The sequence below is a fragment of the Paenibacillus sp. Z3-2 genome, from assembly GCF_054161325.1.
The window spans coordinates 4,048,877-4,073,784 of sequence record NZ_CP096397.1 but is presented as its reverse complement, the minus strand read 5'-3'; the positions used below and the strand labels follow the sequence as shown (position 1 = coordinate 4,073,784).

Genomic DNA, 24,908 nt, shown 5'->3' with positions numbered 1-24,908 from the left:
TTAGAGAAACAACTTTCGACATGTAATTTATGGAAGTCGTTACTTAGAGACATCCTGTTCTTACAATATATTATACCGTTAGGGAGATGAATTAAATGCCACAATTTTTTGAAGGACATTTAGTATCAGAAGGATTAAGATATGGAGTTGTTGTTGGACGTTTCAACGAATTCATCACGAGCAAATTGCTTAGCGGAGCGCTCGATGCATTCAAACGTCACGGCGTGAAGGATGAGGAAGTGGATGTAGCCTGGGTCCCAGGTGCGTTCGAAATCCCTTTAATAGCGCAGAAAATGGCGGAGAGTGGCAAGTATGATGCGGTGATTACGCTGGGAACTGTCATTCGTGGATCAACTACACATTACGATTATGTATGTAACGAGATGGCTAAAGGGGTAGCGGCAATTAACCTGAAAACAGGCGTGCCTACAATCTTCGGTCTGGTTACAACAGAAAATATTGAACAAGCGATTGAGCGTGCCGGAACCAAGGCGGGTAACAAAGGTTGGGATGCAGCTACGGCGGCAATTGAGATGGCAAACTTGACGAAACAGCTAAAATAGTGCTTATTTAATAGTAGTGCCCTGCTTTGCGCAGACGAAAACGGGAGACCGGATTCGGACGGCTTAGCAGGGTTTTGTATTTTTCTGGCGGGAGGATTCGTCTAGTGACGGTAGTTACATACAAACTGGAGACTTTTGAAGGGCCTTTGGATCTGCTGCTTCATCTGATTGATAAGGCTGAAATTCATATCCAGGATATTCCCATCAGCGATATTACCGATCAATACATGGCGTATCTGCATTCGATGCAGGAACTGGAACTGGATATTACGAGTGAATTTTTGGTCATGGCAGCAACACTGCTGTCGATCAAGAGCAAACTTTTACTGCCCAAACCACCGGTAATTGAGGATTTTGAGGATTATGATTATATGGAAGAAGAAGATTATGATCCACGTGCAGAGCTGATTGCACGTCTGATTGAATATCGCAAATACAAGGGCATTGCGCGTCATCTTCATGAACGGGAGTGGGAACGGAGCCTTATTTTTTCCAAAGAGCCCGAGGATCTGCGCCCGTATATGCCTGTAGAAGCCCCTTCGAACCCGGTTGAGGGTTTGCATACCTCTGATCTGATTGCTGCATTTCAGAAGGCACTACGCAAGGCTGAGAAGCGTACAACTGTAACCCGGATCAAACGGGATGAAATTTCAGTAAAGGACCGGATACGGGATGTCATCGGCGCTTTGGAAAGTATGGGGCCGGGAGGCAGACTTTTATTCTCCAAGTTAATGGATGAGCATATCTATCGCCATGAGATTGTCGTGACTTTTCTGGCGGTGCTGGAACTGATGAAGATGAAGCAGATTGTCTGTTATCAGGAACGGATGTTTGAGGATATCGTTATGGAGTGGAGAGGGGAAACAAAGAATCATGGATTTTCCGAAATTGAAATCGATTATTGAAGGCCTGCTGTTTTTGTCCGGAGAAGAAGGTCTGAGTATCAAACAAATTGCCGAGATCGTCGATCAGCGAGTCGAGCTGGTAACGGACGCGATTGAGGAAATGATCAGTGAATTTACACAGCAGGGACGAGGTGTACAGATTCTCAAAATCGCTGGCGTAGTCCAGCTGGGCACCTTGCCTGAGCACGCAGTATATTTTGAGAAACTTGCATACTCTCCAGCGCGTACCTCCTTATCGCAGGCGGCTCTGGAGACGCTGGCCATCGTGGCATACCGGCAGCCGATTACACGGGTTGAGATTGAGGAAATCCGTGGTGTGAAATCGGAGCGGGCTATTCATACACTTGTGAATAAGGATCTGATTATTGAAGTGGGACGAGCCGAGGCGATCGGACGACCAATTCTGTACGGAACGACCAAGTCATTTCTAGATTATTTCGGACTGGCTTCACTGAAAGATCTGCCAGAACCAGGTCTGTTCGAAGATTCGGAGAACCTGGAGGAAGAGACACAACTGTTATTCAACAAACTGGATTTGCAACAACTGGAACCGGAAAGTGCTGATCCGGTGGATGATCTAATTCATATCGACAACGAAGATGATTACACGGATTCTTAATTTAATCTGCAAGTTCATATTAACCGACACCCATCAGTGGAGTCGGTTTTTTTGTGCATTGGGATAACAGCGACCGGAAGTTTATTCTGTCATCGGAGTGACCAGTGTAACTATTCTTTAGTCCGATTTATGTATATAAAAGGTATAACGGACCGTTTCCAAACAAATATGAAATGGGATTTTTAGGTCCGACGTGAATTTTTTCCTATTCAAAGTGCCATACTAGACGAGAAAAGAATTGAGGGCTTGGAGGTAAGGCCTGTGTGGATTTGGCTTGGAGGAATCGGGTTGTTGATCGCATTGCTGATTACCGCAGTCCTCATCTCGAATGTTCATGTTCACTTTATTTTTAACAAACACAAAAGTGATGACTACGCCAATATTAATGTTCGTCTTCTCTATGGGATTGTTCGAATGAACTATGAGATCCCGAGTATTGTTTTTCGCAATATGAAGGAAGGTTTTCTGGTCAAGACCGAACAATCCATGAATCATTCCAAAGGGAGGACCGAGGGAAGCGAGCGAGTTAACAAACGTAAAGTTAAAAAGTGGGTTAAAGATGTCAAAATCATGCTGAGGGCTACCGATGCGCTGAAGCTCTGGCTGAAGCAGACCCTTACTCGTGTACATATGACCCAACTGTCTTGGTCTACTCACATCGGGGTGAGTGATGCTGCATATACGGCTGTTCTTACGGGCTGGGTGTGGGCTATCAAGTCGATTATCATTGGTTTTCTGACCTTTCAGGTTAAGTTTGAAAAGACGCCAATGCTTGAAGTTATGCCGGTATGGTCAGATGAGATGGAGTTTCGGACGGAACTTGAATTCAGATTGAAGATTCGGATCACAGCCATTTTGTTTGCGGGAATAACGTTATTAACTCGTGTGTTACAAGTCGAGGGCGGATGGCGGATGTGGTTCAAGCTTCTGCGGGAGCAGCGTCGTAAACACAAGGAGAAACAAAAGTTCGAAGGGGCAAAGCCATAACCTTTTGAAGACAGCGATGTGTTATTCGTTCGTGTTTACCCAATTTGGAATGGCGGTTTCTGATGGATACATGTGATGCTAGGACACTCGATACACATTTTACCAGATGAGTCTGAGAAATCGCAGGATATGGATAAATGCATTTGTTACATAAGTCCCCTGTTGTTTGGGGATCATATGGTTAGATCAAACCTAGCTTACATTGAAACTGGAGGGAATTCAGATGTCAGATCATCCAATTCAAGGCTTAATGGAAACTGCAATGGAAAATATCAAGGCCATGGTGGATGTCAATACTATCGTTGGCGATGCAGTTGAAACACCTGACGGTACAGTCATTCTGCCGATCAGTAAAGTGGGTTTTGGATTTGCAGCAGGTGGTAGCGATTTTCGTGTAAATGATGAAAAGAACAAGGAAACAGGTTCGACGACTGGAGCCAAAACAGAGCATGCTTCTGTATCTTCACCTTTTGGTGGAGGTAGTGGTGGTGGCGTATCCATCCGCCCAATCGCATTTCTTGTCGTTGGCAAACAAGGGGTACACATTGTACCACTCGATAACTCCACGCATTTGTTTGAGAAGCTCATTGACTCCACGCCGTATGTTCTTGACCGAATCCAGGGCATGTTCCAACGTAATACAACACCAACAAATACAACACAAACGAATACAACAGATGTACCCGTTACACCAGACCCATCAACCTATAGCTAAGATCTATACGCAACGATCCCTTCCGCACCCAATGCGAAAGGGATTTTTGTTGTTTTTGCCCTATGGGACATACTCCAAGTTGTCCGGACATAAGATAGTACAAGATTCCAAGTGACCCGGAGGAATGAATTGATGCGAAAAATAACGAAAGTCATTGTATGCATGCTTATCCCTGTCTTCTTGCTGTCTTCATTTGGGGTTTCTCAAGCCCAGGCAACGATTCAAGGTCCGTCTACACATGCGCAAAGCGCTGCTCTCATTGATGTCACCTCAGGCCGGATCTTATACAGCAAAGATGGGGATAAGGAACTGCGAATTGCCAGTTTGACCAAAATCATGACGGCAATCGTTGCGATTGAACACAGCAAGCTGGATGAGAAAGTTAAAGTGACGCCCTCGGCTTTTGCCAAAGAAGGATCATCTCTCTATCTCAAGTTAGGTGAAGAGATGACGCTTGAAAACATGTTGTACGGGCTAATGCTCCGTTCAGGCAATGACGCTGCCTCTGCGATCGCAGAACATGTGGGTGGTTCGGAAGATGGCTTTGTCCTGTTAATGAACAAAAAGGCGGAGCAAATCGGCCTGAAGCATTCCCACTTTATGAACCCTCATGGACTGGATGCAGAAGGTCACTATTCTACAGCTAATGATTTGGCTCGATTAACAGCATATGCTTTACACAATCCGGTGTTCAAACGTATCGTAGCCACGGAGGACAAATCCGCGCCGAATCCCAATGAAAGCTGGGAATACTCCTGGCACAACAAAAATAAAATGCTGCGGATGTATGAAGGTGCGGATGGAGTGAAAACTGGCTACACGAAGAAAGCTTTCAGATGTTTGGTCAGCTCCGCTACACGTAATGGTCAGCAGCTCGCCGCGGTAACGTTGAATGATGGAAACGATTGGAACGATCATGCTCGGATGCTTGATTTCGGGTTTGAGTACTTCCCGTTGGTAGAGGTCGCGAAGCAAGAACAGCCTGTGCAAAATACAGATGTCGTTACAGGGCGCGGATTTTGGTACCCACTGGCTAAGAGTGAACAAGGCTCATTGACCAAGAAGTTGATCCTACACGAAAATCGAGGACAGTCTGAAACGGAAGGCAAGGAACAATCGACAGATCCTTCGTTCGGATTGGCAGGTCGCATTGATATGCAGCTTGATGGCAAACTTGTAGGCTCAATTCCGGTGTACCGCAAAGGTAGTTATATCCCTCCTGAACCGAAGACAGAAGATGCAACGCTGGGCGGAATTGGCGATGTCTCTTCCTGGGCAGCTGCATGGCGTGCTGTATTAAGTCACCTGTTATCGCCTTAGCTAAATTCCCATTGAAGGGAGGATGTAACCCATGATTAATCTAATTTGGCTACTCATGATCTTAATCGGATTTGCTTTTGCAGCCATCAACGGCAACATCGAAGTGGTGACGCAAGCTGCTTTTGATGGAGCGGCAACGGGAGTCACGGTCTGTTTTGGACTCATTAGTGTGCTTGTGTTCTGGATGGGGATGATGAAAATGGCTGAAGATGCCGGTCTTCTGGCGAGGATTGCCAAGCTGCTCGGTCCGGTTGTTGGCTTCCTGTTCCCCGATGTCCCCAAAAATCATCCGGCGATGGGTTATATTCTCTCCAATATGAGTGCCAATCTGCTGGGGCTTGGAAATGCGGCTACGCCGATGGGAATCAAAGCTATGCAACAGCTGCAGGAGCTTAATCCGGATAAACAAACAGCTTCTCCTGCCATGTGCACCTTACTGGCTCTCAATACGGCAAGCATTACCATTATTCCGACAACCCTGATTGCCATCCGGTTAAACTATCATTCTGCAAATGCTACAGAGATTGTGGGCACCACACTGATGGCTACCATTATCGCTACACTTGCTGCTATAATCGCCGATCGCTGGTATCGAAACAGGGCATTACACAAACCGCCGCGTATACAGAAAAGTGGCAATCCCGGCATGAAAGGATGAGCACCCTTGTTAACCTTCATCAACTGGATCTCTGTCTGGGCCATCCCGGTTATTATCGCGTTTGTTCCATTATATGCGTTTACCAAAAAGGTCCCGGTATACGAATCCTTTGTTGATGGGGCCAAAGATGGATTCTCGACTGCAATCAGCATTATTCCGCATCTCGTGGGCATGATGGTCGCGATCAGCGTATTTCGTGCCTCGGGTGCACTGGATTTTGTAATTAGTCTGTTCGCTCCGCTTGTCTCCTGGATGGGTGTGCCGGGAGAAGTGTTACCACTCGGGATTTTGCGTCCGTTGACCGGGACAGGCTCTCTTGCATTTACGACGGATCTGATCAAAACCCATGGCCCTGACTCTATGATCGGACGCATGGCATCTACGATTCAGGGGAGTACGGATACCACCTTATACGTGTTGACTGTCTATTTTGGAGCTGTGGGTATTCGTAACGGTCGATATGCACTCAAAGTGGGGTTGTTTTCTGATGTCGTTGGTTTTATCGCTGCCCTAGCCATTTGTTTACTCGTTTTCGGTTAAAAGATATCTCCTCTCCTTCCGATATATTAGATATGCTAGAATGATAGCGGAGGAGAGTGAGACATGCAGAAGAGTTGGAAACGAATGCTCCGTTTCGGAATGTCAGGCGTGCTTGCCGTTGCAATGCTCGCAGGATCAACGGGACTGGCGGCGGCCCAAGCCGTTCAGACAATACATTTTACAGGCTACTTCGACAAACAGCTGCGTGCACAAATGGCAGTCACAGCGGATTCTTTTCCAGTCGTGAATGTACGTTTGGTCAAGCAGGATGAGCCCGATATGGTATATTATGATGTTGGTACCTCGATCCTGATCTCGAAAGATGAAGTGCTCACGAATTACCATGTCGTTCAGGGTTTTGCTGAACTGTCTGATGGCGATGAAGGTACACTGACTGTTGCGAGTCCTGGTTCCTTGGGGAAGCCTGTGAAGGCGAAGATTATTAAGACAGATCCAGTGACAGACATGGCACTGCTGAAGCTGGACAAGGAAATAGACGCCAAACCGGTCACATTCACGAATGCAAGAGATAATCAGGTTGTCTATACGATTGGATTTCCCAAAAATCCCTTTGGTGATCTTGTCATCCTGGATGAAGATTTTCCTTCAACTTACAACACCATAGCCAAAAGCCGGGTCTATGATTCCCAAGCTTCAGATGTGCCGGGAAAAAAAGGCATCGGCAGTATTGTTAAAGCGGTAGCACAAGGTAATTCAGGTGGCCCTGTTCTGGATCAGAACAATCGGGTCATCGGCATGATGACATTTGTGTACGGTGGACGGACCTATTATATTACTTCCAAAACATTGCAGACTTTTATTAAAGACAGCAGCACGCCTGCCAAAAAGCAGGTTACGGTTGCCGGAAAAGTTTCCAATTAAATAATTTGAAAAAAAAAGCTTATCTTTACGCCATCTGTGAGAAACAGGTTGTGTGTAGGTAGGCTTTTTCTCCATTATATGGAGGAGGAAGATAACCTAAAATGAATATTCATGTCCCCAGTTTACAAAATCATTGGATAATCCTTGTGATTTCCCTGTTTGATGGGTATCATTAGTGTGAGGTGACATGACAAACATGGAAAGATTACAAAAAATTATCGCACAGGCAGGCATTGCATCCCGCCGCAAGAGCGAGGAACTGATCCTGTCCGGCAAAGTAGAAGTTAACGGGGAGGTCGTAACCGAACTGGGTACGAAAGCGAACCCCGAAGAGGATATGATTACGGTTAATGGAAAACCGATCCGCAGTGAGAAAAAAGTGTACTTGATGTTAAACAAGCCAAAAGGCGTAATTACGAGTGCATCTGACCCTGAAGGTCGGAAAATTGTATCCGACTACCTGAAAGGTGTCAAGGAACGCGTATACCCTGTGGGGCGTCTGGATTATGACACAGAGGGATTATTAATTCTGACCAATGATGGTGAGTTTGCACATTTGCTGACGCATCCGAAGCATCACGTACCCAAAACGTATCATGCAACCGTTAAAGGTGTGCCGCATGGTACAGCTCTGGAGAAATTAAAGACAGGCATTATGCTGGATGACGGCATGACTGCTCCTGCAGAGGTGGAGTACAAAGATGTGGATACGGCGGCCAATGAGTCGGTCATTTCCATTACGATCTATGAAGGACGTAACCGTCAGGTTAGACGCATGTTCGAGGCAATCAACCATCCGGTAACACGCCTGAAACGGATTTCGTTTGGTGGGATTTTGCTACAAAACCTGAAACGTGGTTTGACGCGCAATCTGACCAAAGAGGAAGTCAACAACCTGATTACCCTCGCACAATCAGAGCCAGCCAAAAAAATGAAAAAAAGGTAATGTGAGGACACATAATTTTCATAAAACCGCCGCAGTTTTGTGACGTAATTCGCTATAATTGTTCATAGGATGTTCACAGTTGTCTTATACCAATGAGATGCGAATGCTACAGTCACTTAAAAGGGGAGCAGCACATGGGGAAATCAAGAAGAACGGTGCAAATCGTCATTTTGTTATTGATCCTGGTGTTGGGCGGATATGCGATTACCACATCGGTATCCGGCTCGAATGGCAAGCCAAAGGAAGGGGACAAGTCTCCTTCTTTTGAATTGCTGGGCCTGGATGGTCAAGTTCATACGTCTGATGAGTACAAAGGAAAAGCGATGGTGATCAATTTCTGGGGCACGTGGTGTGAACCTTGTGTTAAAGAAATGCCTGCACTTCAGGCGCAAGCTGACAAATGGAAGGACCAAGGAGTACAATTTGTCGGGATTAATGTTGGGGAAGACCAGATGACCGTGGATAATTTTGTACGGCAGGTTGGGGTTACGTTTCCAATCATGCTTGACCGGGAGAAAAACTCGGTTCGTGATTTCGGAATCTCTCCGATGCCAACGACATTTTTTGTATCCGACACGGGCAAAATCTCTACCATTCATATCGGGCAACTTGATTTGGACACACTTGACGCTCAAATTTCGCAACTGGCGAAGCAGCCCTGACAGGAGGTCTATTCGTGTTCCAAAATACCAAATGTGAGTGCGGACACCAAAATCCAGTCGGCACTGTGCTGTGTGAAGCATGTGGCAAGCCGCTACTGGAGGCAGAAGCTAAATCGGATGAAGTGCTGGAAATGCGTTATGATGGCATGGCGCGTCGTTCACAGCGCAGTAATCCCAATTTCATTGACCGCATATGGAACTTTTTTTCATCCGTCAAAATTGCCGTCTATATGATTGTCTTTACACTTGTAGGTTCCATGCTTGGCACGATCTATCCGCAAGAAAGTACGTTCCTGAATATTGATCCTTCCGTGTATTACAAAGAAACCTACGGCCAGTTGGGTCATATTTATTATCTGTTGGGTCTATCCCATACATATGAATCCTGGTGGTTTATTCTGCTACTGGTGCTCATTGGCGCATCATTGGTGATATGCAGCCTGGATCGCGTCCTACCGCTCTACAAAGCACTGAATAAACAGAAAATACGCAAACATACACAATTTTTGACAAGGCAGCGTCTGGTCTATCAAGGTTCCATTGAAGAGGCATCCGAAGACTGGATTAAGAAAGCGGTTACGCCGCTGAAAAAGAAAGGATATCGCGTGCACACCCAGGGTGATGCATTACTCGCCGAGAAACAGCGATTCAGTCGATGGGGGCCATATGTCATCCATATTGGACTCATTATATTTCTGCTGGCGGTGCTGGCGCGAGGGTTACCTGGCCTGAATCTGGACGAGCATGTTGCTTTTCCCGAAGGTGAAATCAAGAAGATCCCGAATACGTCGATGTATCTACAGAACGAACAGTTTAATGTTGAGTTCTACAGTGAGGAGGAAATACCCGAGCAATTCCGCAACCTGAATAAAACCGTTCCGAAACTGTTTGAAACGAAAGTTGTTTTATATGAATGTACAGCAGATTGTTCGGATCTCTCAAAGAAACCTCAATTAGCTGAAGTGGCAAGACATGATGTGCGGGTGAATCATCCATTGAATTATAACGGTCTGAAAGCCTATCAGTTTGACTATGATCTAACACCCACCATTCGGTCCGTAACGCCTGATCTGGTCAATGCGAAGACGGGTGAAGTATACGGGGCAATTAAGATCGATATGGTAGATACCCAAAGAACATTTGAAGCAGGTCCTTATGAGCTGAAGGTAAAAGAAAAGTTCATGGACTTTGGATTGGATGAGAATGGTGAGCCCAAATCAAAATCGCCTTCACCTAATGCACCTGCTTTTCTCTTTCTCATCAAGGGACCGGATCTGCCGGAAGAGGGGATACAATATCTGTATTTTGCGAAGCAGATTGATAAACAACGGTTTCAACAGGATGCAATTAACCAACAGCTGATAGGAACAGAGATTCCTTTACAACTGGAAGTAGACAGCATGGACAAGGTCGATATTATTCAGTCCGTAAGTTATCTCAATATACGTGTGGATAAGGCAATGCCTTTTGTGTGGGTAGGAGCCAGCATTGTTATGTTGGGTCTGATCATGGGTTTTTATTGGCATCATCGCCGTATCTGGATTCGTTTTGATGATAGACAGCTAACGCTGGGTGGACATACCAACAAAAACTGGTTTGGCTTCAGGCGTGAAGTTGCAGCCGTCTTGAAACAGATGAATCTGGAAGTGGAAGAGAAGTCGTTGGATAACGGGGGGAACCAAGCATGAATTTATTGGATTTCAGCAGCGACGCATTTATCGTAGCTTTCTTTCTCTATTGTGCTGCATTCTTGTTATATGCTGTTGCGGTAATGGGCAAAAAATGGAGTAATCGTGATCCTCTAGACCATATGAATCGCTGGGGGAAAAGAGCCTTCGTCGCTTCGACTGTCGCCTTGGCGGCTCATATCGTATTTTTTGTAACCCGATGGGCTGGGGCAGGTCATATCCCGGTTAGTAACATGTATGAGTTCATGTCTTTTCTGTCCATGATGATCATGGTTGCATTTATTGTTGTATATGCTATATACCGCAAGTCATTACTGGGTTTGTTTGCTTTACCACTTACCATCATCATTATGGCGTATGCCGCTGTATTTCCTCAGGAAGTACAACCATTAATCCCGGCACTTCAGTCCATCTGGTTGAAAATTCACGTGACGTTGGCTGCGCTTGGTGAAGCATTCTTCGCCGTTGGTTTTGCGGCAGGGTTCATGTATTTGCTCCGCACCGTTGATTTCAGTGGTAAAGACAAATCTTCAAGACGCCAGCGTGGTTGGGTCGAATTCACCCTGATGACGATCGTCGTAGTCATCGGATTTATTGGAACGGTATTTGCCTTTCGTGCGGCTGGCTATGAGACGGTTTTTGTACAGAAAACGGTCAGCATTGACACAGAGGTACAGGAAAATAGTACAATAGAGAAAGTGATTTATCGCATGCCTCCGATTTTTGCTCCATATAATAGCGAAGTGGAGAGCATGACACCGTTTCTTGGCATGAAAAAACCTTTACTTGAGACGCCTTCCTGGATGAACGGGGTAAATGCCGGGCGTAAGCTGAATACGGTGGTTTGGTCACTCATTGTAGGTCTGATCCTCTATGGAATTGTACGACTAATTGTTCGCAGACCACTTGGACAAGCATTACAGCCGATGATGGATGGAATCGATGCCGATGATCTGGATGAGATTAGTTATCGCGCGATCGCCATTGGTTTTCCGATATTTACGCTGGGAGCATTAATCTTCGCCATGATCTGGGCGCAGATTGCCTGGAGTCGCTTTTGGGGATGGGACCCCAAAGAAGTGTGGGCATTAATCACATGGCTATATTATAGTGTGTATCTGCATTTGCGTTTATCCAGAGGTTGGCAAGGTCAGAAGTCTGCATGGCTTGCAGTTCTTGGCTTCCTGGTCGTGATGTTTACGCTGGTTGGGGTAAATCTGATTATTGCGGGATTACATTCTTACGCTGGAGCGGACTAGGGTGAATCGTATTGCAAAGGTTAAGTTTAGAAGCGGGAAACACAAATTTACCTTTTAATTGAAATGTATTCAAATATTGTTCGCCAGATCGAACATAATAGAAGTGATGAGGAGTTATTGCAAAGGGGCTGGAGAGGCATGGCTGAACATGAGAATCGTATACTGGTTGTGGATGACGAAGAGAGAATCCGCAGACTTTTAAAAATGTATCTTGAAAAAGAAGGTTATGAAATTGATGAGGCCGAGGATGGGGAAACTGCGCTGCGTAAAGCAACAGCAGGGGACTACGGGCTGATTTTGCTTGATGTCATGTTACCGGGTATGGATGGAGTTGAAGTGTGTACCCGCCTTCGTCAGGTCAAATCAACGCCGGTTTTGATGCTCACTGCAAAAGGTGAAGAGATTAACCGGGTTCAGGGCTTCGAAGTTGGCGCAGATGATTATGTTGTTAAACCATTCAGCCCGCGTGAAGTGATTTATCGCGTAAAAGCGATTTTGCGTCGATCTTCCGCTACAGCTTATCTCTCCAAGGAGAGCAATTCGAGTAACAACATTGTGTTCCCGCATCTGGTTATTGAGCATGATGCACACCGGGTAACGGCTGGTGGCGAAGAGATTAGTCTTACGCCCAAAGAATATGAATTGCTGCACTATCTGGCAACATCTCCAGACAAAGTTTTCTCCAGAGAAGAATTGCTCAAAGACGTATGGAACTACGAATTCTTTGGCGATCTTCGTACCGTGGACACGCATGTGAAGCGTCTTCGCGAGAAACTTAACAAGGTATCGCCTGAATCGGCGGCCATGATTACGACGGTGTGGGGTGTGGGTTATAAACTGGAAGTACCGAAGTAGTTTTAATTTCTGGAGATCGCTGGTCGGGAAGTTATGGATCACTATAATCTGCCTTGTGGGTTGTGTACTTATAGCGCTGGGTCTTTTTTTGCTGCCCTACATTGATACGAACTTTGCAGAATCCGAATCCAGAGATATTAAGCGGCTGTTCACCTACATCTGTATCATTGGGTTCAGTTTAACCACGTTCTTTGCATTGTTTCTGTTCACCAAAATTACGCAGCCCATGCAGCAGTTGATTCAAGCAGCCAATGCGATTCGCAAAGGGAATTATGGAACGCGCCTCTCCCTGGTGACAAGTGATGAGATTGGTGAGCTTGCCAATACGTTTAATCATATGGCCGCACAACTTGAAGATAATATTCGAAACCTTAACCATGAGAAAGAGCATTTGGCGAGTGTGCTTCGAAGCATGACCGATGCGGTTGTTACTTTTGATGGTGAAGGCAAAGTTATCCTGACCAATCCGCCAGGTGAGAAGATTATGCAGGCCTGGTATGACCTGGATTGGGCACAGATGGATGAAGGACAAGATTCCGAGCAGTCCTACAAGTCTTCACGGGATGTACCGGAGCCCCTCCTTCCTTTGTTCAGAACGGTGATGGAGCAAGGTGGGGATCAGAACTCCAACGTTCATGTACAGCAAGGTGTCTGGTCTGTTCAGATGGCGCCTTTGTACGCTGACAGTGTTGTCAGAGGTGCTGTGGCTGTCTTGAGAGACGTAACAGAAGAAGTGCGGCTGGAGAAGATGCGGCGTGATTTTGTGGCTAATGTATCTCATGAGATACGTACCCCATTATCCATGATGCAAGGCTACAGCGAAGCGCTTCTGGACGGCATGGCAACCTCACCCGAGGAGAATGAAGAACTCATTCAGGTCATTCATGATGAATCATTGCGGATGGGAAGACTGGTCAAAGACTTGCTTGATCTTGCCCGAATGGAAGCCGGACATACGGACATGGTGATGAAGAAGGTTGACCTCGGAGAACTGTTGGAACGTATGTATCGGAAGTTCTCGGTTCGTTCAAAAGAACAGGGAATCCGACTGCAGTTTGAATGCAAACAGCCAACCATTGAACTTCAACAGGCAGATGAGGATCGACTGGAGCAAGTATTTACGAATTTGCTGGACAATGCGTTCAGGCATACGCCTTCTGGCAAAGATGTAATGATCTCTGCTGAGCTGGTCACACATCTTCGTGCTCCGTTTGTCAGAGTATCTGTGAAAGATCAGGGTGTAGGGATTCCTTCATCCGACTTGCCTTTTATTTTCGAACGATTCTACAAAGCAGACAAGGCGCGTGTTCGGGGGGAAAGTGGAGGCACTGGACTCGGTTTAGCCATTGTGAAAAATATTGTGGATGCCCACCAAGGCATCATTAATGTGAATAGTGTATTAGGCGAAGGTACGGAGTTTATTTTACAATTTCCCGTAGATTCATCGAAATAGCCTGATATCATACAAAAATTGCGAAAACACCCTCTTGTGGAGGGTGTTTTTTTGTTGAAGAGTACCGTTTAATCTTGTTCAACGTGGAACATGAATCATCGTTTTTATTTTGACTAAAAAGAGTGTCCAAGATAATTTCCCCTCCTATGTTACATAAGCTTGAAAAACAAGCAGATTAGAGGAGGATTGAGTAAGCATGTCCGATGATCGAAAAAGGGTCAATATTAAAGCATTTCTGGAAGGCAGGTCTTTCAGAGCAGGCTCTCCGTTCATCCCAATAACATCAAGTGAACTGGAGCAGTTCGACTCTATTCTTGACTCTCTGGCTGTGACTGTTCCTGCTGTGATCAGTCAGCCAACTTCAGCCAATATACTAGCATTACAAAAGGGGTTGCGTCAGTTGCTTACTTTTGTAAATAATTCTGGATTTCGTGCGGGTGTAAAAGCGGAGTTGCAAGCCGTATTAGAATTGACGATTGCGGGCTCAGAGATTGTGCCAGTCCCTCTAATTAATCTCGCAGGAAACTTGCAGAACTTACTGGATGACTTATTGAATGTAACGTTGCTTCTGGAAGTTCCGCCTGCAGCAAAAGATAACCTTGTGGGATTAATTCGTTCCATATCCGTATCCTTAAGTCGGGCCACGACGACATTCGGAACTGGAGGAATTACCGGACCGGCTGGCCCACCGGGAGTTCCAGGGGTACCAGGGGTTCCGGGAGCACCCGGTGTACCAGGCGTGCCTGGGGTGAAAGGGCCTGCGGGACCTGCAGGAGCAATTGGACCCGTGGGACCAGTTGGTCCTCAAGGTGCACCAGGTCCAGCAGGAGCACCTGGTGTTGGCTTGAACAATATTACGGCGTTTGACCCTGCGCTTGGACCGACGTATGCACAAGGTCAGGTCGTCAGTTTTAACGGAAGTCTTTATGTTGTTAATGTAAATGGCCCTATAGGCACGCCCGGAAGTTCACCAGATTATACTCTTCTATTGGCTGGTGGAACGACTGGAGCAACGGGGGGAACCGGAGCTGGTTTGACTGGAGCCTTAGCATTTGATCCAGCGCTCCCGCCGGGTTATCCCGTAGGTCAAGTAATTACGTATAACGGTAGCACTTACATTACAAGTGTAGCTGGTCCAATAGGAACACCGGGAACTTCTTCGGATTATACATAAATTGCTGCTGCAGGGGCTACAGGAGCAACCGGGGTAGGTTTAACGGGGATAACCTCTTTTGATCCAGCCCAGTCTCCGACATATCCAGCCGGTCAGGTTGTCACCTATAACGGTAGTACTTATATTACAAATGTTGCAGGTCCTGGAGGAGTGCCCGGAAGTTCACCAGATTATACTTTGTTAGCAGGGTCGGGAGTCACAGGTGCGACTGGAGCCACGGGCATCGGCCTAAATGGTGCAGTTCCGTTTGACCCGGCAGTAGCTCCGACGTATCCGGCTGGTCAGGTTGTTACCTATAATGGCAGTACGCACATTACCAATGTGGCTTCTCCCACTGGTACTCCGGATACTTCGCCAGACTATACTCTGCTTGCAGGTGCAGGACCTACAGGGCCCACTGGGGCATCAGGCGTAACAGGAGCGACAGGCGTAGGTTTAAGTGGAGTTGTCCTGTTTGACCCAGCAGTGGCCCCAACGTATCCAGCGGATCAGGTCGTAACGTTTAACGGCAGTACGTATATTGCGAATATAGCATCGCCAACGGGAACACCGGGCACATCGCCGGATTACACATTGCTTGCTGGAGCAGGAGCTACTGGAGTCACTGGAGTTACAGGCATCGGCCTAAGTGGAGTTATTCCATTTGACCCGGCAGTAGCGCCAACGTACCCAGCGGGTCAAGTCGTTACCTTTAATGGTAGTACGTATATTACCAATGTGGCATCTCCAGCAGGTACACCGGGCACGTCGCCAGATTATACACTGCTTGCAGGAGCTGGGCCTACGGGAGACACTGGGGCATCAGGCGTAACAGGAGCGACAGGCGTAGGTTTAAGTGGAGTTGTCCTGTTTGACCCAGCAGTGGCCCCAACGTATCCAGCGGGTCAAGTCGTAACGTTTAATGGTAGTACGTATATTGCCAATGTAGCATCACCTACTGGAACGCCTGGAACTTCCCCGGTTTACACGTGATTGCTGGTGCGGGAGCAACGGGTGTTACGGGTGCAACCGGAGTAGGAGTAACAGGAACTACCGGAGCTACGGGGGTAACAGGTGCAGGTCTCACGGGTGTAGTACCATTCGATCCCGCAGTAGCCCCAACGTATCCAGCGGGTCAGGTCGTAACGCTCAACGATAGTACGTATATCGCCAATGTAGCATCGCCAACGGGAACACCAGGCACATCACCAGATTATACGCTGCTTGCCGGTGCAGGAGCCACTGGTGTTACTGGCGTCGGAGTAACGGGAGAAACCGGGGTTACAGGGGCTTCAGGCATAACAGGAGCCACGGGGGTAACAGGTGCAGGTCTGACAGGAATTGTGCCATTCGATCCAGCCGTAGCTCCGACGTATCCAGCAGGTCAGGTCGTTACGTTTAACGGCAGTACGTATATCGCCAATGTAGCATCACCGACGGGAACGCCCGGCACATCGCCAGATTACACATTGATTGCTGGTGCGGGAGCAACGGGTGTTACGGGTGCAACTGGAGTTGGAGTGCAGGAAGCACTGGTGAAGCACTCGCTGGGTTGACGGGAGCGACTGGGGTTACAGGAGCTACGGGAGTCGGCATAACCGGAAGTACGGGATTAACAGGTACAACTGGAGAAACAGGAGCGACAGGTGTAACGGGACAGACTGGGGCAACTGGCGTTACAGGAGCCACAGGCGTCAGTGTAACCGGTGAGACAGGGGCGACTGGTCTCGCTGGGTTGACGGGTGCGACTGGTGAAACGGGAGGACAGGGTTAAGTGTAACCGGAAGTACGGGATCAACCGGTGTAACTGGTACGAATGGCACCATTCTTGTTATTCTGGGCGGAACAGCCGTTGCTCTTCCTGCAAACCAGAACATTGGAACAGGTATTACGGTAAATGGAGCGAATGATACCTTCACTTTGGCTACAGCAGGCAGGTATTATATTAGCTACAAACTTAATCTGACAGCAGCACTCGCCGTACAATCACGGATATTGCTAAATGGAGCAGTGGTTCCAGCGAGTGTGATCTCACCAGTGCTCTCTCTAAGCCAACTGGCAACCGATTTTATTATCACGGTCACAGCGGGTTCGACCATTCAGCTTCAATTGTTCGGCCTAGTAGCAACAGCTGTTCTATCGCCGCCAGGTGCGACACTCAACATTATCCGCTTAAGCTAATTATGAAAAAAAGAGACGGACCCTTTGCCTTTGGGGTTCGTCTCTTTTGATTTTTACTGAATGATAAGTAACTATTCCAGCACGATTTCAACAGCTGTGTTAATTTCCGGAAGTGCAGCAAGCTGAACAAGAACATCTTTGGGAACTGCTTTATCCACGGTCAGGATCATGATCGCGGCACCACCAATGATTTTCCTTCCCACTTGCATGGATGCGATGTTGACATCATTCTGTCCAAGCAGGGTTCCTACACGTCCGATAATACCTGGTTTATCGTTATGGGAGATCAAAATTTGATGACTTTCCGGAGCGATATCTACCGGGAATTTGTCCAGACGAACAATACGTTCTCCATAACCTGCAAGCAATGTCCCCGCTACGCGGCGTTCCTCAGCATCCTGATTCGTAACCAATGTTACGGTAATCAGGTTAGTGAATCCTTTGGTTGCGGAGGTTTGGCTTACAACCACATTAAGATCACGGATTTTGGCCAAATGCATGGAGTTGACGATGTTGGCTTCTCCACCCAAATGTCTGGCGAGAATACCCTTCACAATATAACGAGTAAGAGGAGACGTATCTACTTCAGAAAGGTCACCAGCATAGTCGATCCGAATCTCCTGCACTGCATTTTGTGTAATTTGTGCTGCAAAACTACCCAGTGTTTCACCCAGTTTGAAATAAGGTTGTAGTTTATTCATAACGGTAGGTGCAACCGCTGGCATGTTAACTGCGTTCTTGAATGGTTCGTTACGCAGGATGTGAAGAACTTGTTCCGATACGTCAATCGCTACATTTTCTTGTGCTTCAACAGTGGATGCACCAAGGTGAGGCGTGACAATAATGCTAGGATGATTCAGAAACGGGTGGTCTGGAGCAGGTGGTTCACTTTCGAATACATCAAATGCGGCTCCGGCAACAATTCCTTCGTCAATTGCTTCCACAAGTGCCATCTCGTCAACTACACCACCACGAGCACAGTTGATGATACGCATGCCTTTTTTCATAACTTCGAATTGTGGCCGCGAAATCATGTGCCGTGTTTCCGGTGTTAATGGCGTGTGAACGGTCATGAAGTCTGCATTGCGAATGATATCATCCACACTAGCCAGCTTCACTTGTAACTTCTCGGCACGCTCTTCCGTGAGGAAAGGGTCGTAAGCAAGAATATCCATTCCGAATGCTTTGGCGCGCTTGGCAACTTCACTACCGATCCGTCCCATGCCCAGCACACCCAGCGTTTTGTTTCTTAATTCCACACCCAAGAAGGTTTTACGATCCCACGTACCTTGAATGGTTTTGGCATATGCCTGAGGAATGTGTCGTGCCAGTGCCATCATCATAGCAAACGTGTGCTCACAGGTTGTGATGGTGTTGCCATCAGGTGCGTTAATAACAATAATACCGCGCTGTGTAGCAGCTTCCAGATCAATGTTGTCTACACCTACCCCTGCACGTCCGATCACCTTAAGGTTGGTACCAGCCGTCATAATACGATCTGTAACACGAGTCTGACTACGAACCAAGAGGGCATCATAATCACCAATAATGGCAACAAGTTCATCTTCACTAAGACCGGTTTTCTTCTCAACAACAACATCATTTGCATCCACCAGTTGCTGGATCCCCAGATCACTGATTGGGTCCGACACTAACACTTTGTACATGGTTTCTTCCTCCTTAGGTATGTGTATCTATATCGTCAAGGTCTGACCTCAGCAAGAGGTATTCCTTAAAACCAGGGTGATTCTTCCGCCCAACAACGCGGTGTCGCAACAGAGGGGGAAGGTGAAGCAAATAGAGTGATTCCACAGATATCCTTTAAAATAAATCAAAAAACTCTCAATCCACATACTGCTTGCGCAATAAGGGACGAGAGTTGTCGTGGTACCACCCTAATTCACCGCCGTTTCGCAACGACAGTCTTAGCGGTCAATGAAGACCGAAGAGGATAACGGGTCTAAACCGATTGCACCTACTCCAATTTCAATGCAATAACTCAGGAGCGCTCAAGATCATCTGCCTGCCACCGATTCACACCTACCATCGGCTCTCTGTAAGACGAAGCAACGTCTTTTTTCCATCATCGTGTTTAACGTGACTAATTTTTTCATAATGTATCATGGCTGACATGAGCATGTCAATAGGCTTAAATGTTTTAAATTACTTTGCAGATGTCTTTCCATTCAATCGTAAACAAAGTCATCATAAGCTATACATTAGTTACTACACATACCACAACGAGATGGAATATATGCTGTTTGACGAACCGGATTTTACCGCTTTAATGAAGTAATGGGATTGACAAAAAACCGGGACTTCGGGCAGGCCTTGAACCTATTTGGTTTTTTGGCTATCATTTAGTATACTATCCGATTGGACAACGTAACGGTTATCCATCAAATTTAACTCAAGAGGACAGACGCATCCGATGAAAAAATTCAAGTTTCCCAAGTTCAAGATTCAGAAGGCTGAGCCACAGCAGCTTACCGAGCGATTGCTTTTAATCAATCTATATTTTACACAAGGTCTGACACTGATAATCGGAGTTGTATGGATCTTATTGCAAAAAAGAAACTTGTTAGATGTACTCGCATGGCCTGACAATTACCAATTCATATGGTGGGGTCTCGGTCTTGCTGGTGTCATGCTTGTTATGGACTTGGTACTGTCGTATGTTATACCTCAGGAAAGCATGGATGACGGTGGAATTAACGAGATGCTGTTTCGTGGGCGTCCAATCTGGCACATTGTATGTATAGCAGCCATTGTTGCGGTGTGTGAGGAATTATTATTCCGCGGAGCCATTCAACATGCTATCGGTCCATATTGGACGAGTATTTTATTTGCAGTTATCCACATTCGTTATTTGCGTCACTGGATTCCAACAGGGTGGGTGTTTGTCTCAAGTTATGGATTAGGTTGGATTTACATGCAATCCGGCACGTTATGGGCGCCTATATTGTGTCACTTTATTATTGATTTGGTGTCCGGATTAGCGATACGTTTTCGGAGGGGATCATGAATCAGCCATTAAGTAGAATGAAGACATATGGCAGTCAGCGCAATCGTCAATCGGATAAAAAAGAGACATCCGAGCGTCAGGTAGCTTCTCGAGTCAGCTTGGTTGCCGAGACGGCAGCCGCTGCAGAGGTTGGGGGAATTACACCAATAACTTCCGTTTCCATACCTAGATCACAGCGCAAGCCTTATAAAGAAACGCTGGAAAGTCCAGTACTTCCTCAGAGGGCCCCGGCACGTTCCAAAAAAACACCAAAATCAACCGAAGAATCGATTCCCGAAGCAGGCTCGCTTCCAACACGAACAGAATTACATCCTTCTAGGCGGTTGAAATTAAGCAAGAGGTTTGTAAATTCACTCATTTTTATTTTTGTCATGCTAACGATTAGCCTGGTCTGGTGGGGGGTTGAGGGAGCGCCTCCTCTGAATACCTTTCTACCTTTGCCGTGGTAATGCTATTATTCGCAGGTTCACTCATACTGATAGGAGGTTTATTACTCCTTCATATGTGGCGTGAAGCCCATATTCATCAAATGATCGAAGAAGAGGTTGAAGTGCCTCATCTGCCAACAACCTTTGACGGGACTGTGATTCTTTATCTATCCGACACTCACAAGCGCAAGCTGAAGGTGAAGGATTTTGAAAACCTTGAAAAGCAGGTCGACTGGGTACTGATCGGTGGTGACGTTGCAGAAAAAGAGATCTCATGGTCTGTCGTTAGACATAATATGAAACTCTTATCAAACATTGCTCCCTCTTTTACGGTATATGGCAATCATGACAAGAGAGCCGGTACAGCTCAACTTGCCCGAATCCTTCGGGAATCGGGCGTTCAGCTCCTTCAGGATAACGCGGTTTATCTGCGAAGGGGCAACGAAAGATTGGGACTGATCGGTGTAGACTATCGTTCCAAACAGGGAGATATATTGCTGGAGCAAATCGATGATAAGTATTGTAAAATTGCAATCGTTCATGATCCTTTGCAAGCCCTTCGATTGGAGCAGAATGCAGATCTTATCTTGAGTGGCCATACACATGGCGGACAATTGGTGTTACCATTTTTCGGCCCTGTGTTTCTGAGCAAGGCGTATCGTCCCATATCGAATGGATGGTACTCCCTGAAGCGCAATTCAGAGGACGTTCATCAAGAAGGTAAAATGCTTGTCAGCAGAGGATATGGTACGAATCATCTCCCCCTTCGACTAGGGTGTCCTGCAGAGATGCATCTCATCACATTAAGAGTGCCCACGGAAAAAGCACTCACAGAGAAACAGCCTTGATCCATTGGATCAAGGCTGTTTCATTTTGAGGCGAGAAATGTCGATTTAACGAGCTTCCAGTTCGATCGCACGCGGATCTACAAAAGAATAGCCTTTTTGTTCGAGCTTGGTCAACAACTCATCCAATGCTTCAACCGTCCATGGCAATTCATGCATCAAAATATTACTTCCTGGATTTAACTGTTCCAGTACATTTTGAATGACTTTCTCCGGTTTGTCTTTGGTGCTTTTATCCCAATCGAGGGAACCATTAGACCATGTCATATATAACATGCCATTTTTCTTCACAGCAGCCTTCAGTGGATCATTACCCGATCCAAAAGGGGGACGGAAAAACTGCGGTTCCTCACCAATGGTATCCTTCACAATTTTTTGGACATCCGTAACCTGCTTGGCTGCTTCAGCGCTGGACATTTTTTTGAGATCTTCATGATCCCAAGCATGATTGCCTACAATCTGACCTCGTTCATGGATGAGCTTGAGCAATTCAGGATGACTTTTTACCCGATTTCCATTGACGAAAAATATCGCTTTGGCGTCGTGTTTATCTAAAGTGTCGATTAGTGAATTAATCATCTTTTCTTCTTTGGGTCCATCATCAAAAGTTAACAAAACCACTTTGCTTGGGCTTGTGTCATCATTCGGTTTAATATAATAATTTGAATTCATATGATACGTCTGTTCCACTTTTTCTTCTGCTGGAGCTTGCTCGGAAGGTACAGATTCTTCTTCTGTTACAGTTGACTCGTCCGTTGAAGGCTCGGTTTCAGCAGTTTCAGACTCTCTTGTTTCACTTAAGTTGGGACCACTTTGTTCTTCTTGAATCGTGGTCGTGGGTTCGCCCGCTGGTGTGGAATTTTTTGATGCTTTTTCTTCCACCGTCCCACAGGCTGAAAGCAGTAAACTTGCAGCAATAATCAAAGCGGCGGTATGTCTGAACATGATTTCAACTCGCTTTCCTGTATTTATACGGAATGAGATCGCTCGCTCCCGCAAACACTACATGTGATTTTAACACTTAAAGGAGGTTGGTGTAATGAAGGCGTCATCCTTTTTTTGGGGAATTGCAATTGGCGTTGCAGCCAGTTCTTGGTTGACCAAAGGCAAGTTGCCCATGCTGTCTTCGGGTTCATCACGAAATATGATGGATCAGGCAAAACATAAGATGATGGAGATGACTTTCCCGGGTATGGATGGGTTCACCAGCAAGCAAAATCAACATGGCGAATCTCATAAAACCCCAGCAGTAAAAAAGGCAAGTACAATCACTACGCAGGAAAAAGAAGCGAATATGAGCATGCTCAAGGATTTTATTCGCACTAATCCGGATGTGAAGCATGAAGTTGAGCAGATTTTAAATCAAACAAACACAACAGTACCGGGTTTATAAACCAAAACCACCAATTAGAATCATCCACAGTCTGGATCTGCTGTGGAATGATTCTTTTTTTGTCGATTTTACTTCGTGCATTTAGAGGTATAAAATGATAACATAACTACATAGATTTATTTTCAGCACATATTGTTTTGTGCTTCATAATCTGTTATAAGACTTGCTTATAAAGGGGAGATCCTGTATGAAAATAGAACGACTAAGTCACGATAAGATACGGATTTTCCTGACCTTTGACGATCTGAGCGAGCGCGGAATACAAAAAGAAGATATGTGGCAGGAAATACCTAAGGTTCATGAACTGTTCACTGAAATGATGGATCAGGCCTATTCCGAACTTGGATTTGATGCCACAGGTCCACTTGCTGTCGAAGTATTCGCACTTCCCGCTCAAGGTATGGTTGTCATTGTCACACGTGGAAAATATGATCCGCAACAATATGGTTCAGGTCATGAAGATGATCTTCCTGAAGAAGTATATGAAATGGAAGTTACACTCGAGCAAAGCGATTCCATCGTTTATGCGTTCAAGGACTTTGAAGTGCTCATTGAAGCTGCACATATGTTGCGTCAGCATGTTACGGATGCTGGGAGACTTTATTCGTATAAAGACAAGTGGTTCTTGCATTTGGAACCAGATGAGGTGGATTCCACCAAACATGCGGCATTGATTGCCTTGCTTGCTGAATTTGGTGAAGGTTCTTCAGTTACTCCGGCAGTTATGGAAGAGTACGGTAAAGTTGTTATTCCTGCACAAGCGATTGAGGTTATCTGCACCCACTTCAAACGTCAGGATTAATCTCTAGTTGTAATCGCGTCTTTAGTCAGAGGAGGGAATTTCGGTGCTTTTGTTTTCGGTCTTAGCGGCAGCAGTTGCCCCGGGTCTCGCCTTGTTAACATACTTTTACCTGAAAGACCGTTATGATTATGAGCCACTTCATATGGTATTGCGGGTTTTCCTCATGGGGATTCTGATGGTACTGCCTGTGATGATTATTCAGCGTGGCATGATGATGTGGCTCGGGGATAATCCTTATCTTGAGGCTATTATGATCTCGGGTGGCGTGGAAGAGTTTGTTAAATGGTTCGTGCTTTATCATATCATCTATAATCACACCGAATTTGATGAGCCATATGATGGAATCTTATATGCAGTCGCTGTTTCACTTGGGTTTGCCACAGTAGAGAATGTGTTGTATGCCTTTGCGGGGAATGCATCCGTCTCAGCCATGTTTCTTCGAGCACTGCTCCCTGTTTCAGGGCATGCAATGTTTGCGGTGATTATGGGTTATTACATGGGCAAGGCCAAGTTTATCGGAGGCAAGAAAAAGCGGTGGTACCTGGTTCTTTCACTCGCGTTACCTTTTTTCTGGCATGCACTGTACGACGTCATCATGAACACCATGGTGAATCATTGGTTATGGTTTATAGCGCCACTAATGGCGGGCTTGTGGTATGGGGCAATGGGTAAAATCACACGAGCCAATAACCGTTCTCCGTTTCGTTTTGTGAAGCGGGAGGAAGAGGTTAAATTATAAAAATACGGACACACTGGTGGACATAAAGCGCATATTGCGCCTGCTGCCCCGGTGTGTTTTTATTTTTTTTCGGATAAACTCCCGGGGAATGACCAACAGAAACGGGGATCGACTGTGATGAGAATTAAAATTAAAATCAGATGCAAACAATGCGGTGAACGTTTTACATTGCGAGGCAAGAAAGAACGTGGGCGGATCGAGACGGGATTCAAGCAGTGTCTCTGTGATAACAGGGATCAATTCGAAATCGAAGAAGAAGGCATGGCTACTGGGCTTCAGCTGAATTAAAG

Annotated in this window: 25 protein-coding genes, 1 pseudogene and 1 other annotated feature; of the genes and pseudogenes, 24 read left to right on the top strand and 2 right to left on the bottom strand. The window is 46.2% G+C overall.

Annotation, left to right across the window (positions count from 1 at the left end):
* Positions 1-95 precede the first annotated feature (95 nt).
* The 17 genes and pseudogenes from ribH (at position 96) to M1D71_RS18255 (ending at position 17,386) form a co-directional block, all read left to right on the top strand.
* Positions 96-563, top strand: coding sequence for a 6,7-dimethyl-8-ribityllumazine synthase (gene ribH / locus M1D71_RS18335; RefSeq protein ID WP_458123121.1), 468 nt, complete (start codon positions 96-98; stop codon positions 561-563).
* Between the two features lie 104 nt (positions 564-667).
* Complete coding sequence (locus M1D71_RS18330) at positions 668-1,468, top strand: segregation and condensation protein A (RefSeq protein WP_017687652.1); 801 nt, start codon at positions 668-670, stop codon at positions 1,466-1,468.
* Positions 1,437-2,087: an SMC-Scp complex subunit ScpB gene (gene scpB, locus M1D71_RS18325; RefSeq protein WP_458123120.1), complete on the top strand. Its 651-nt coding sequence runs from the start codon at positions 1,437-1,439 to the stop codon at positions 2,085-2,087. Before M1D71_RS18330 ends, scpB begins: the two co-directional genes overlap by 32 nt.
* Before the next feature lie 261 nt (positions 2,088-2,348).
* The gene (locus M1D71_RS18320; protein ID WP_458123119.1) at positions 2,349-3,074 is read left to right on the top strand and encodes a DUF2953 domain-containing protein; all 726 of its coding nucleotides are present in this window, start codon (positions 2,349-2,351) and stop codon (positions 3,072-3,074) included.
* 223 nt (positions 3,075-3,297) lie between these two features.
* Entirely contained in the window at positions 3,298-3,789 is a 492-nt protein-coding gene (gene ytfJ / locus M1D71_RS18315) for a GerW family sporulation protein (RefSeq protein ID WP_307410613.1), read from the top strand.
* A gap of 132 nt (positions 3,790-3,921) precedes the next feature.
* Positions 3,922-5,109: a D-alanyl-D-alanine carboxypeptidase family protein gene (locus M1D71_RS18310; protein WP_458123118.1), complete on the top strand. Its 1,188-nt coding sequence runs from the start codon at positions 3,922-3,924 to the stop codon at positions 5,107-5,109.
* A gap of 31 nt (positions 5,110-5,140) precedes the next feature.
* Positions 5,141-5,767: a nucleoside recognition domain-containing protein gene (locus tag M1D71_RS18305; RefSeq protein WP_062835225.1), complete on the top strand. Its 627-nt coding sequence runs from the start codon at positions 5,141-5,143 to the stop codon at positions 5,765-5,767.
* Positions 5,768-5,773: 6 nt separating this feature from the next.
* Complete coding sequence (locus tag M1D71_RS18300; RefSeq protein WP_017687658.1) at positions 5,774-6,307, top strand: spore maturation protein; 534 nt, start codon at positions 5,774-5,776, stop codon at positions 6,305-6,307.
* Between the two features lie 63 nt (positions 6,308-6,370).
* Positions 6,371-7,189, top strand: coding sequence for a trypsin-like peptidase domain-containing protein (locus M1D71_RS18295; protein ID WP_458123117.1), 819 nt, complete (start codon positions 6,371-6,373; stop codon positions 7,187-7,189).
* Between the two features lie 196 nt (positions 7,190-7,385).
* Entirely contained in the window at positions 7,386-8,135 is a 750-nt protein-coding gene (locus M1D71_RS18290) for a pseudouridine synthase (RefSeq protein ID WP_062835222.1), read from the top strand.
* Positions 8,136-8,269: 134 nt separating this feature from the next.
* Entirely contained in the window at positions 8,270-8,797 is a 528-nt protein-coding gene (locus tag M1D71_RS18285) for a redoxin family protein (RefSeq protein ID WP_017687661.1), read from the top strand.
* Positions 8,798-8,811: 14 nt separating this feature from the next.
* A complete protein-coding gene (gene resB / locus M1D71_RS18280; RefSeq protein WP_458123116.1) occupies positions 8,812-10,485 on the top strand; it encodes a cytochrome c biogenesis protein ResB in 1,674 nt (557 codons plus the stop codon).
* Complete coding sequence (ccsA, locus tag M1D71_RS18275) at positions 10,482-11,744, top strand: cytochrome c biogenesis protein CcsA (RefSeq protein WP_458123115.1); 1,263 nt, start codon at positions 10,482-10,484, stop codon at positions 11,742-11,744. The genes resB and ccsA overlap by 4 nt, the downstream gene beginning before the upstream one ends.
* Positions 11,745-11,882: 138 nt before the next feature.
* Entirely contained in the window at positions 11,883-12,599 is a 717-nt protein-coding gene (locus tag M1D71_RS18270; RefSeq protein WP_017687664.1) for a response regulator transcription factor, read from the top strand.
* Between the two features lie 55 nt (positions 12,600-12,654).
* Positions 12,655-14,052, top strand: coding sequence for an ATP-binding protein (locus M1D71_RS18265; RefSeq protein WP_458127290.1), 1,398 nt, complete (start codon positions 12,655-12,657; stop codon positions 14,050-14,052).
* Positions 14,053-14,248: 196 nt separating this feature from the next.
* On the top strand, positions 14,249-15,226 hold the full coding sequence (locus M1D71_RS18260) for a collagen-like repeat preface domain-containing protein (RefSeq protein ID WP_458123114.1): 978 nt from the start codon (positions 14,249-14,251) through the stop codon (positions 15,224-15,226).
* A pseudogene (locus M1D71_RS18255) lies at positions 15,227-17,386 on the top strand (BclA C-terminal domain-containing protein).
* A gap of 71 nt (positions 17,387-17,457) precedes the next feature.
* Here the strand turns inward: M1D71_RS18255 and serA are convergent.
* Positions 17,458-19,053: a phosphoglycerate dehydrogenase gene (serA, locus tag M1D71_RS18250; protein ID WP_458123113.1), complete on the bottom strand. Its 1,596-nt coding sequence runs from the start codon at positions 19,051-19,053 to the stop codon at positions 17,458-17,460.
* A 198-nt stretch (positions 19,054-19,251) separates the two neighbouring features.
* Positions 19,252-19,482: a binding site (T-box leader), on the bottom strand.
* A gap of 335 nt (positions 19,483-19,817) precedes the next feature.
* On the opposite strand from serA, the gene M1D71_RS18245 reads away from it, so the two are divergent.
* From M1D71_RS18245 to M1D71_RS18235, 3 genes are read left to right on the top strand one after another with little or no spacing between them, the layout of a single operon-like run.
* A complete protein-coding gene (locus M1D71_RS18245) occupies positions 19,818-20,411 on the top strand; it encodes a CPBP family intramembrane glutamic endopeptidase (protein ID WP_062835217.1) in 594 nt (197 codons plus the stop codon).
* Positions 20,408-20,860, top strand: coding sequence for a hypothetical protein (locus tag M1D71_RS18240; protein WP_458123112.1), 453 nt, complete (start codon positions 20,408-20,410; stop codon positions 20,858-20,860). The genes M1D71_RS18245 and M1D71_RS18240 overlap by 4 nt, the downstream gene beginning before the upstream one ends.
* 53 nt (positions 20,861-20,913) lie before the next feature.
* Positions 20,914-21,687: a metallophosphoesterase gene (locus M1D71_RS18235; RefSeq protein ID WP_458123111.1), complete on the top strand. Its 774-nt coding sequence runs from the start codon at positions 20,914-20,916 to the stop codon at positions 21,685-21,687.
* Between the two features lie 45 nt (positions 21,688-21,732).
* Here the strand turns inward: M1D71_RS18235 and M1D71_RS18230 are convergent, their stop codons facing one another.
* Positions 21,733-22,629: a polysaccharide deacetylase family protein gene (locus M1D71_RS18230; RefSeq protein WP_458123110.1), complete on the bottom strand. Its 897-nt coding sequence runs from the start codon at positions 22,627-22,629 to the stop codon at positions 21,733-21,735.
* A gap of 94 nt (positions 22,630-22,723) precedes the next feature.
* Here M1D71_RS18230 and M1D71_RS18225 point away from each other — a divergent pair, with 94 nt between their 5' ends.
* From M1D71_RS18225 to M1D71_RS18210, 4 genes are all read left to right on the top strand, one after another.
* The gene (locus M1D71_RS18225) at positions 22,724-23,077 is read left to right on the top strand and encodes a hypothetical protein (protein WP_458123109.1); all 354 of its coding nucleotides are present in this window, start codon (positions 22,724-22,726) and stop codon (positions 23,075-23,077) included.
* Between the two features lie 187 nt (positions 23,078-23,264).
* On the top strand, positions 23,265-23,879 hold the full coding sequence (locus M1D71_RS18220) for a genetic competence negative regulator (RefSeq protein ID WP_145322528.1): 615 nt from the start codon (positions 23,265-23,267) through the stop codon (positions 23,877-23,879).
* Positions 23,880-23,922: 43 nt separating this feature from the next.
* Positions 23,923-24,618: a glutamic-type intramembrane protease PrsW gene (gene prsW / locus M1D71_RS18215; RefSeq protein ID WP_458123108.1), complete on the top strand. Its 696-nt coding sequence runs from the start codon at positions 23,923-23,925 to the stop codon at positions 24,616-24,618.
* 117 nt (positions 24,619-24,735) lie between these two features.
* Positions 24,736-24,906 carry a hypothetical protein gene (locus M1D71_RS18210; RefSeq protein ID WP_186327809.1) on the top strand — a complete coding sequence of 57 codons (171 nt, stop codon included), beginning with the start codon at positions 24,736-24,738 and terminating at the stop codon, positions 24,904-24,906.
* The last annotated feature ends 2 nt before the right edge of the window (positions 24,907-24,908 follow it).

What these genes read in the sequence shown, in the direction of transcription:
- ribH (WP_458123121.1), top strand. Translation starts at nt 96, where the DNA reads ATGCCACAATTTTTTGAAGGACATTTAGTATCAGAAGGATTAAGATAT.
- scpB (WP_458123120.1), top strand. Translation starts at nt 1,437, where the DNA reads ATGGATTTTCCGAAATTGAAATCGATTATTGAAGGCCTGCTGTTTTTG.
- ytfJ (WP_307410613.1), top strand. Translation starts at nt 3,298, where the DNA reads ATGTCAGATCATCCAATTCAAGGCTTAATGGAAACTGCAATGGAAAAT.
- M1D71_RS18310 (WP_458123118.1), top strand. Translation starts at nt 3,922, where the DNA reads ATGCGAAAAATAACGAAAGTCATTGTATGCATGCTTATCCCTGTCTTC.
- M1D71_RS18305 (WP_062835225.1), top strand. Translation starts at nt 5,141, where the DNA reads ATGATTAATCTAATTTGGCTACTCATGATCTTAATCGGATTTGCTTTT.
- M1D71_RS18295 (WP_458123117.1), top strand. Translation starts at nt 6,371, where the DNA reads ATGCAGAAGAGTTGGAAACGAATGCTCCGTTTCGGAATGTCAGGCGTG.
- M1D71_RS18290 (WP_062835222.1), top strand. Translation starts at nt 7,386, where the DNA reads ATGGAAAGATTACAAAAAATTATCGCACAGGCAGGCATTGCATCCCGC.
- M1D71_RS18285 (WP_017687661.1), top strand. Translation starts at nt 8,270, where the DNA reads ATGGGGAAATCAAGAAGAACGGTGCAAATCGTCATTTTGTTATTGATC.
- ccsA (WP_458123115.1), top strand. Translation starts at nt 10,482, where the DNA reads ATGAATTTATTGGATTTCAGCAGCGACGCATTTATCGTAGCTTTCTTT.
- M1D71_RS18270 (WP_017687664.1), top strand. Translation starts at nt 11,883, where the DNA reads ATGGCTGAACATGAGAATCGTATACTGGTTGTGGATGACGAAGAGAGA.
- M1D71_RS18260 (WP_458123114.1), top strand. Translation starts at nt 14,249, where the DNA reads ATGTCCGATGATCGAAAAAGGGTCAATATTAAAGCATTTCTGGAAGGC.
- serA (WP_458123113.1), bottom strand. Translation starts at nt 19,053, where the DNA reads ATGTACAAAGTGTTAGTGTCGGACCCAATCAGTGATCTGGGGATCCAG.
- M1D71_RS18245 (WP_062835217.1), top strand. Translation starts at nt 19,818, where the DNA reads ATGAAAAAATTCAAGTTTCCCAAGTTCAAGATTCAGAAGGCTGAGCCA.
- M1D71_RS18240 (WP_458123112.1), top strand. Translation starts at nt 20,408, where the DNA reads ATGAATCAGCCATTAAGTAGAATGAAGACATATGGCAGTCAGCGCAAT.
- M1D71_RS18235 (WP_458123111.1), top strand. Translation starts at nt 20,914, where the DNA reads ATGTGGCGTGAAGCCCATATTCATCAAATGATCGAAGAAGAGGTTGAA.
- M1D71_RS18230 (WP_458123110.1), bottom strand. Translation starts at nt 22,629, where the DNA reads ATGTTCAGACATACCGCCGCTTTGATTATTGCTGCAAGTTTACTGCTT.
- M1D71_RS18225 (WP_458123109.1), top strand. Translation starts at nt 22,724, where the DNA reads ATGAAGGCGTCATCCTTTTTTTGGGGAATTGCAATTGGCGTTGCAGCC.
- M1D71_RS18220 (WP_145322528.1), top strand. Translation starts at nt 23,265, where the DNA reads ATGAAAATAGAACGACTAAGTCACGATAAGATACGGATTTTCCTGACC.
- M1D71_RS18210 (WP_186327809.1), top strand. Translation starts at nt 24,736, where the DNA reads ATGAGAATTAAAATTAAAATCAGATGCAAACAATGCGGTGAACGTTTT.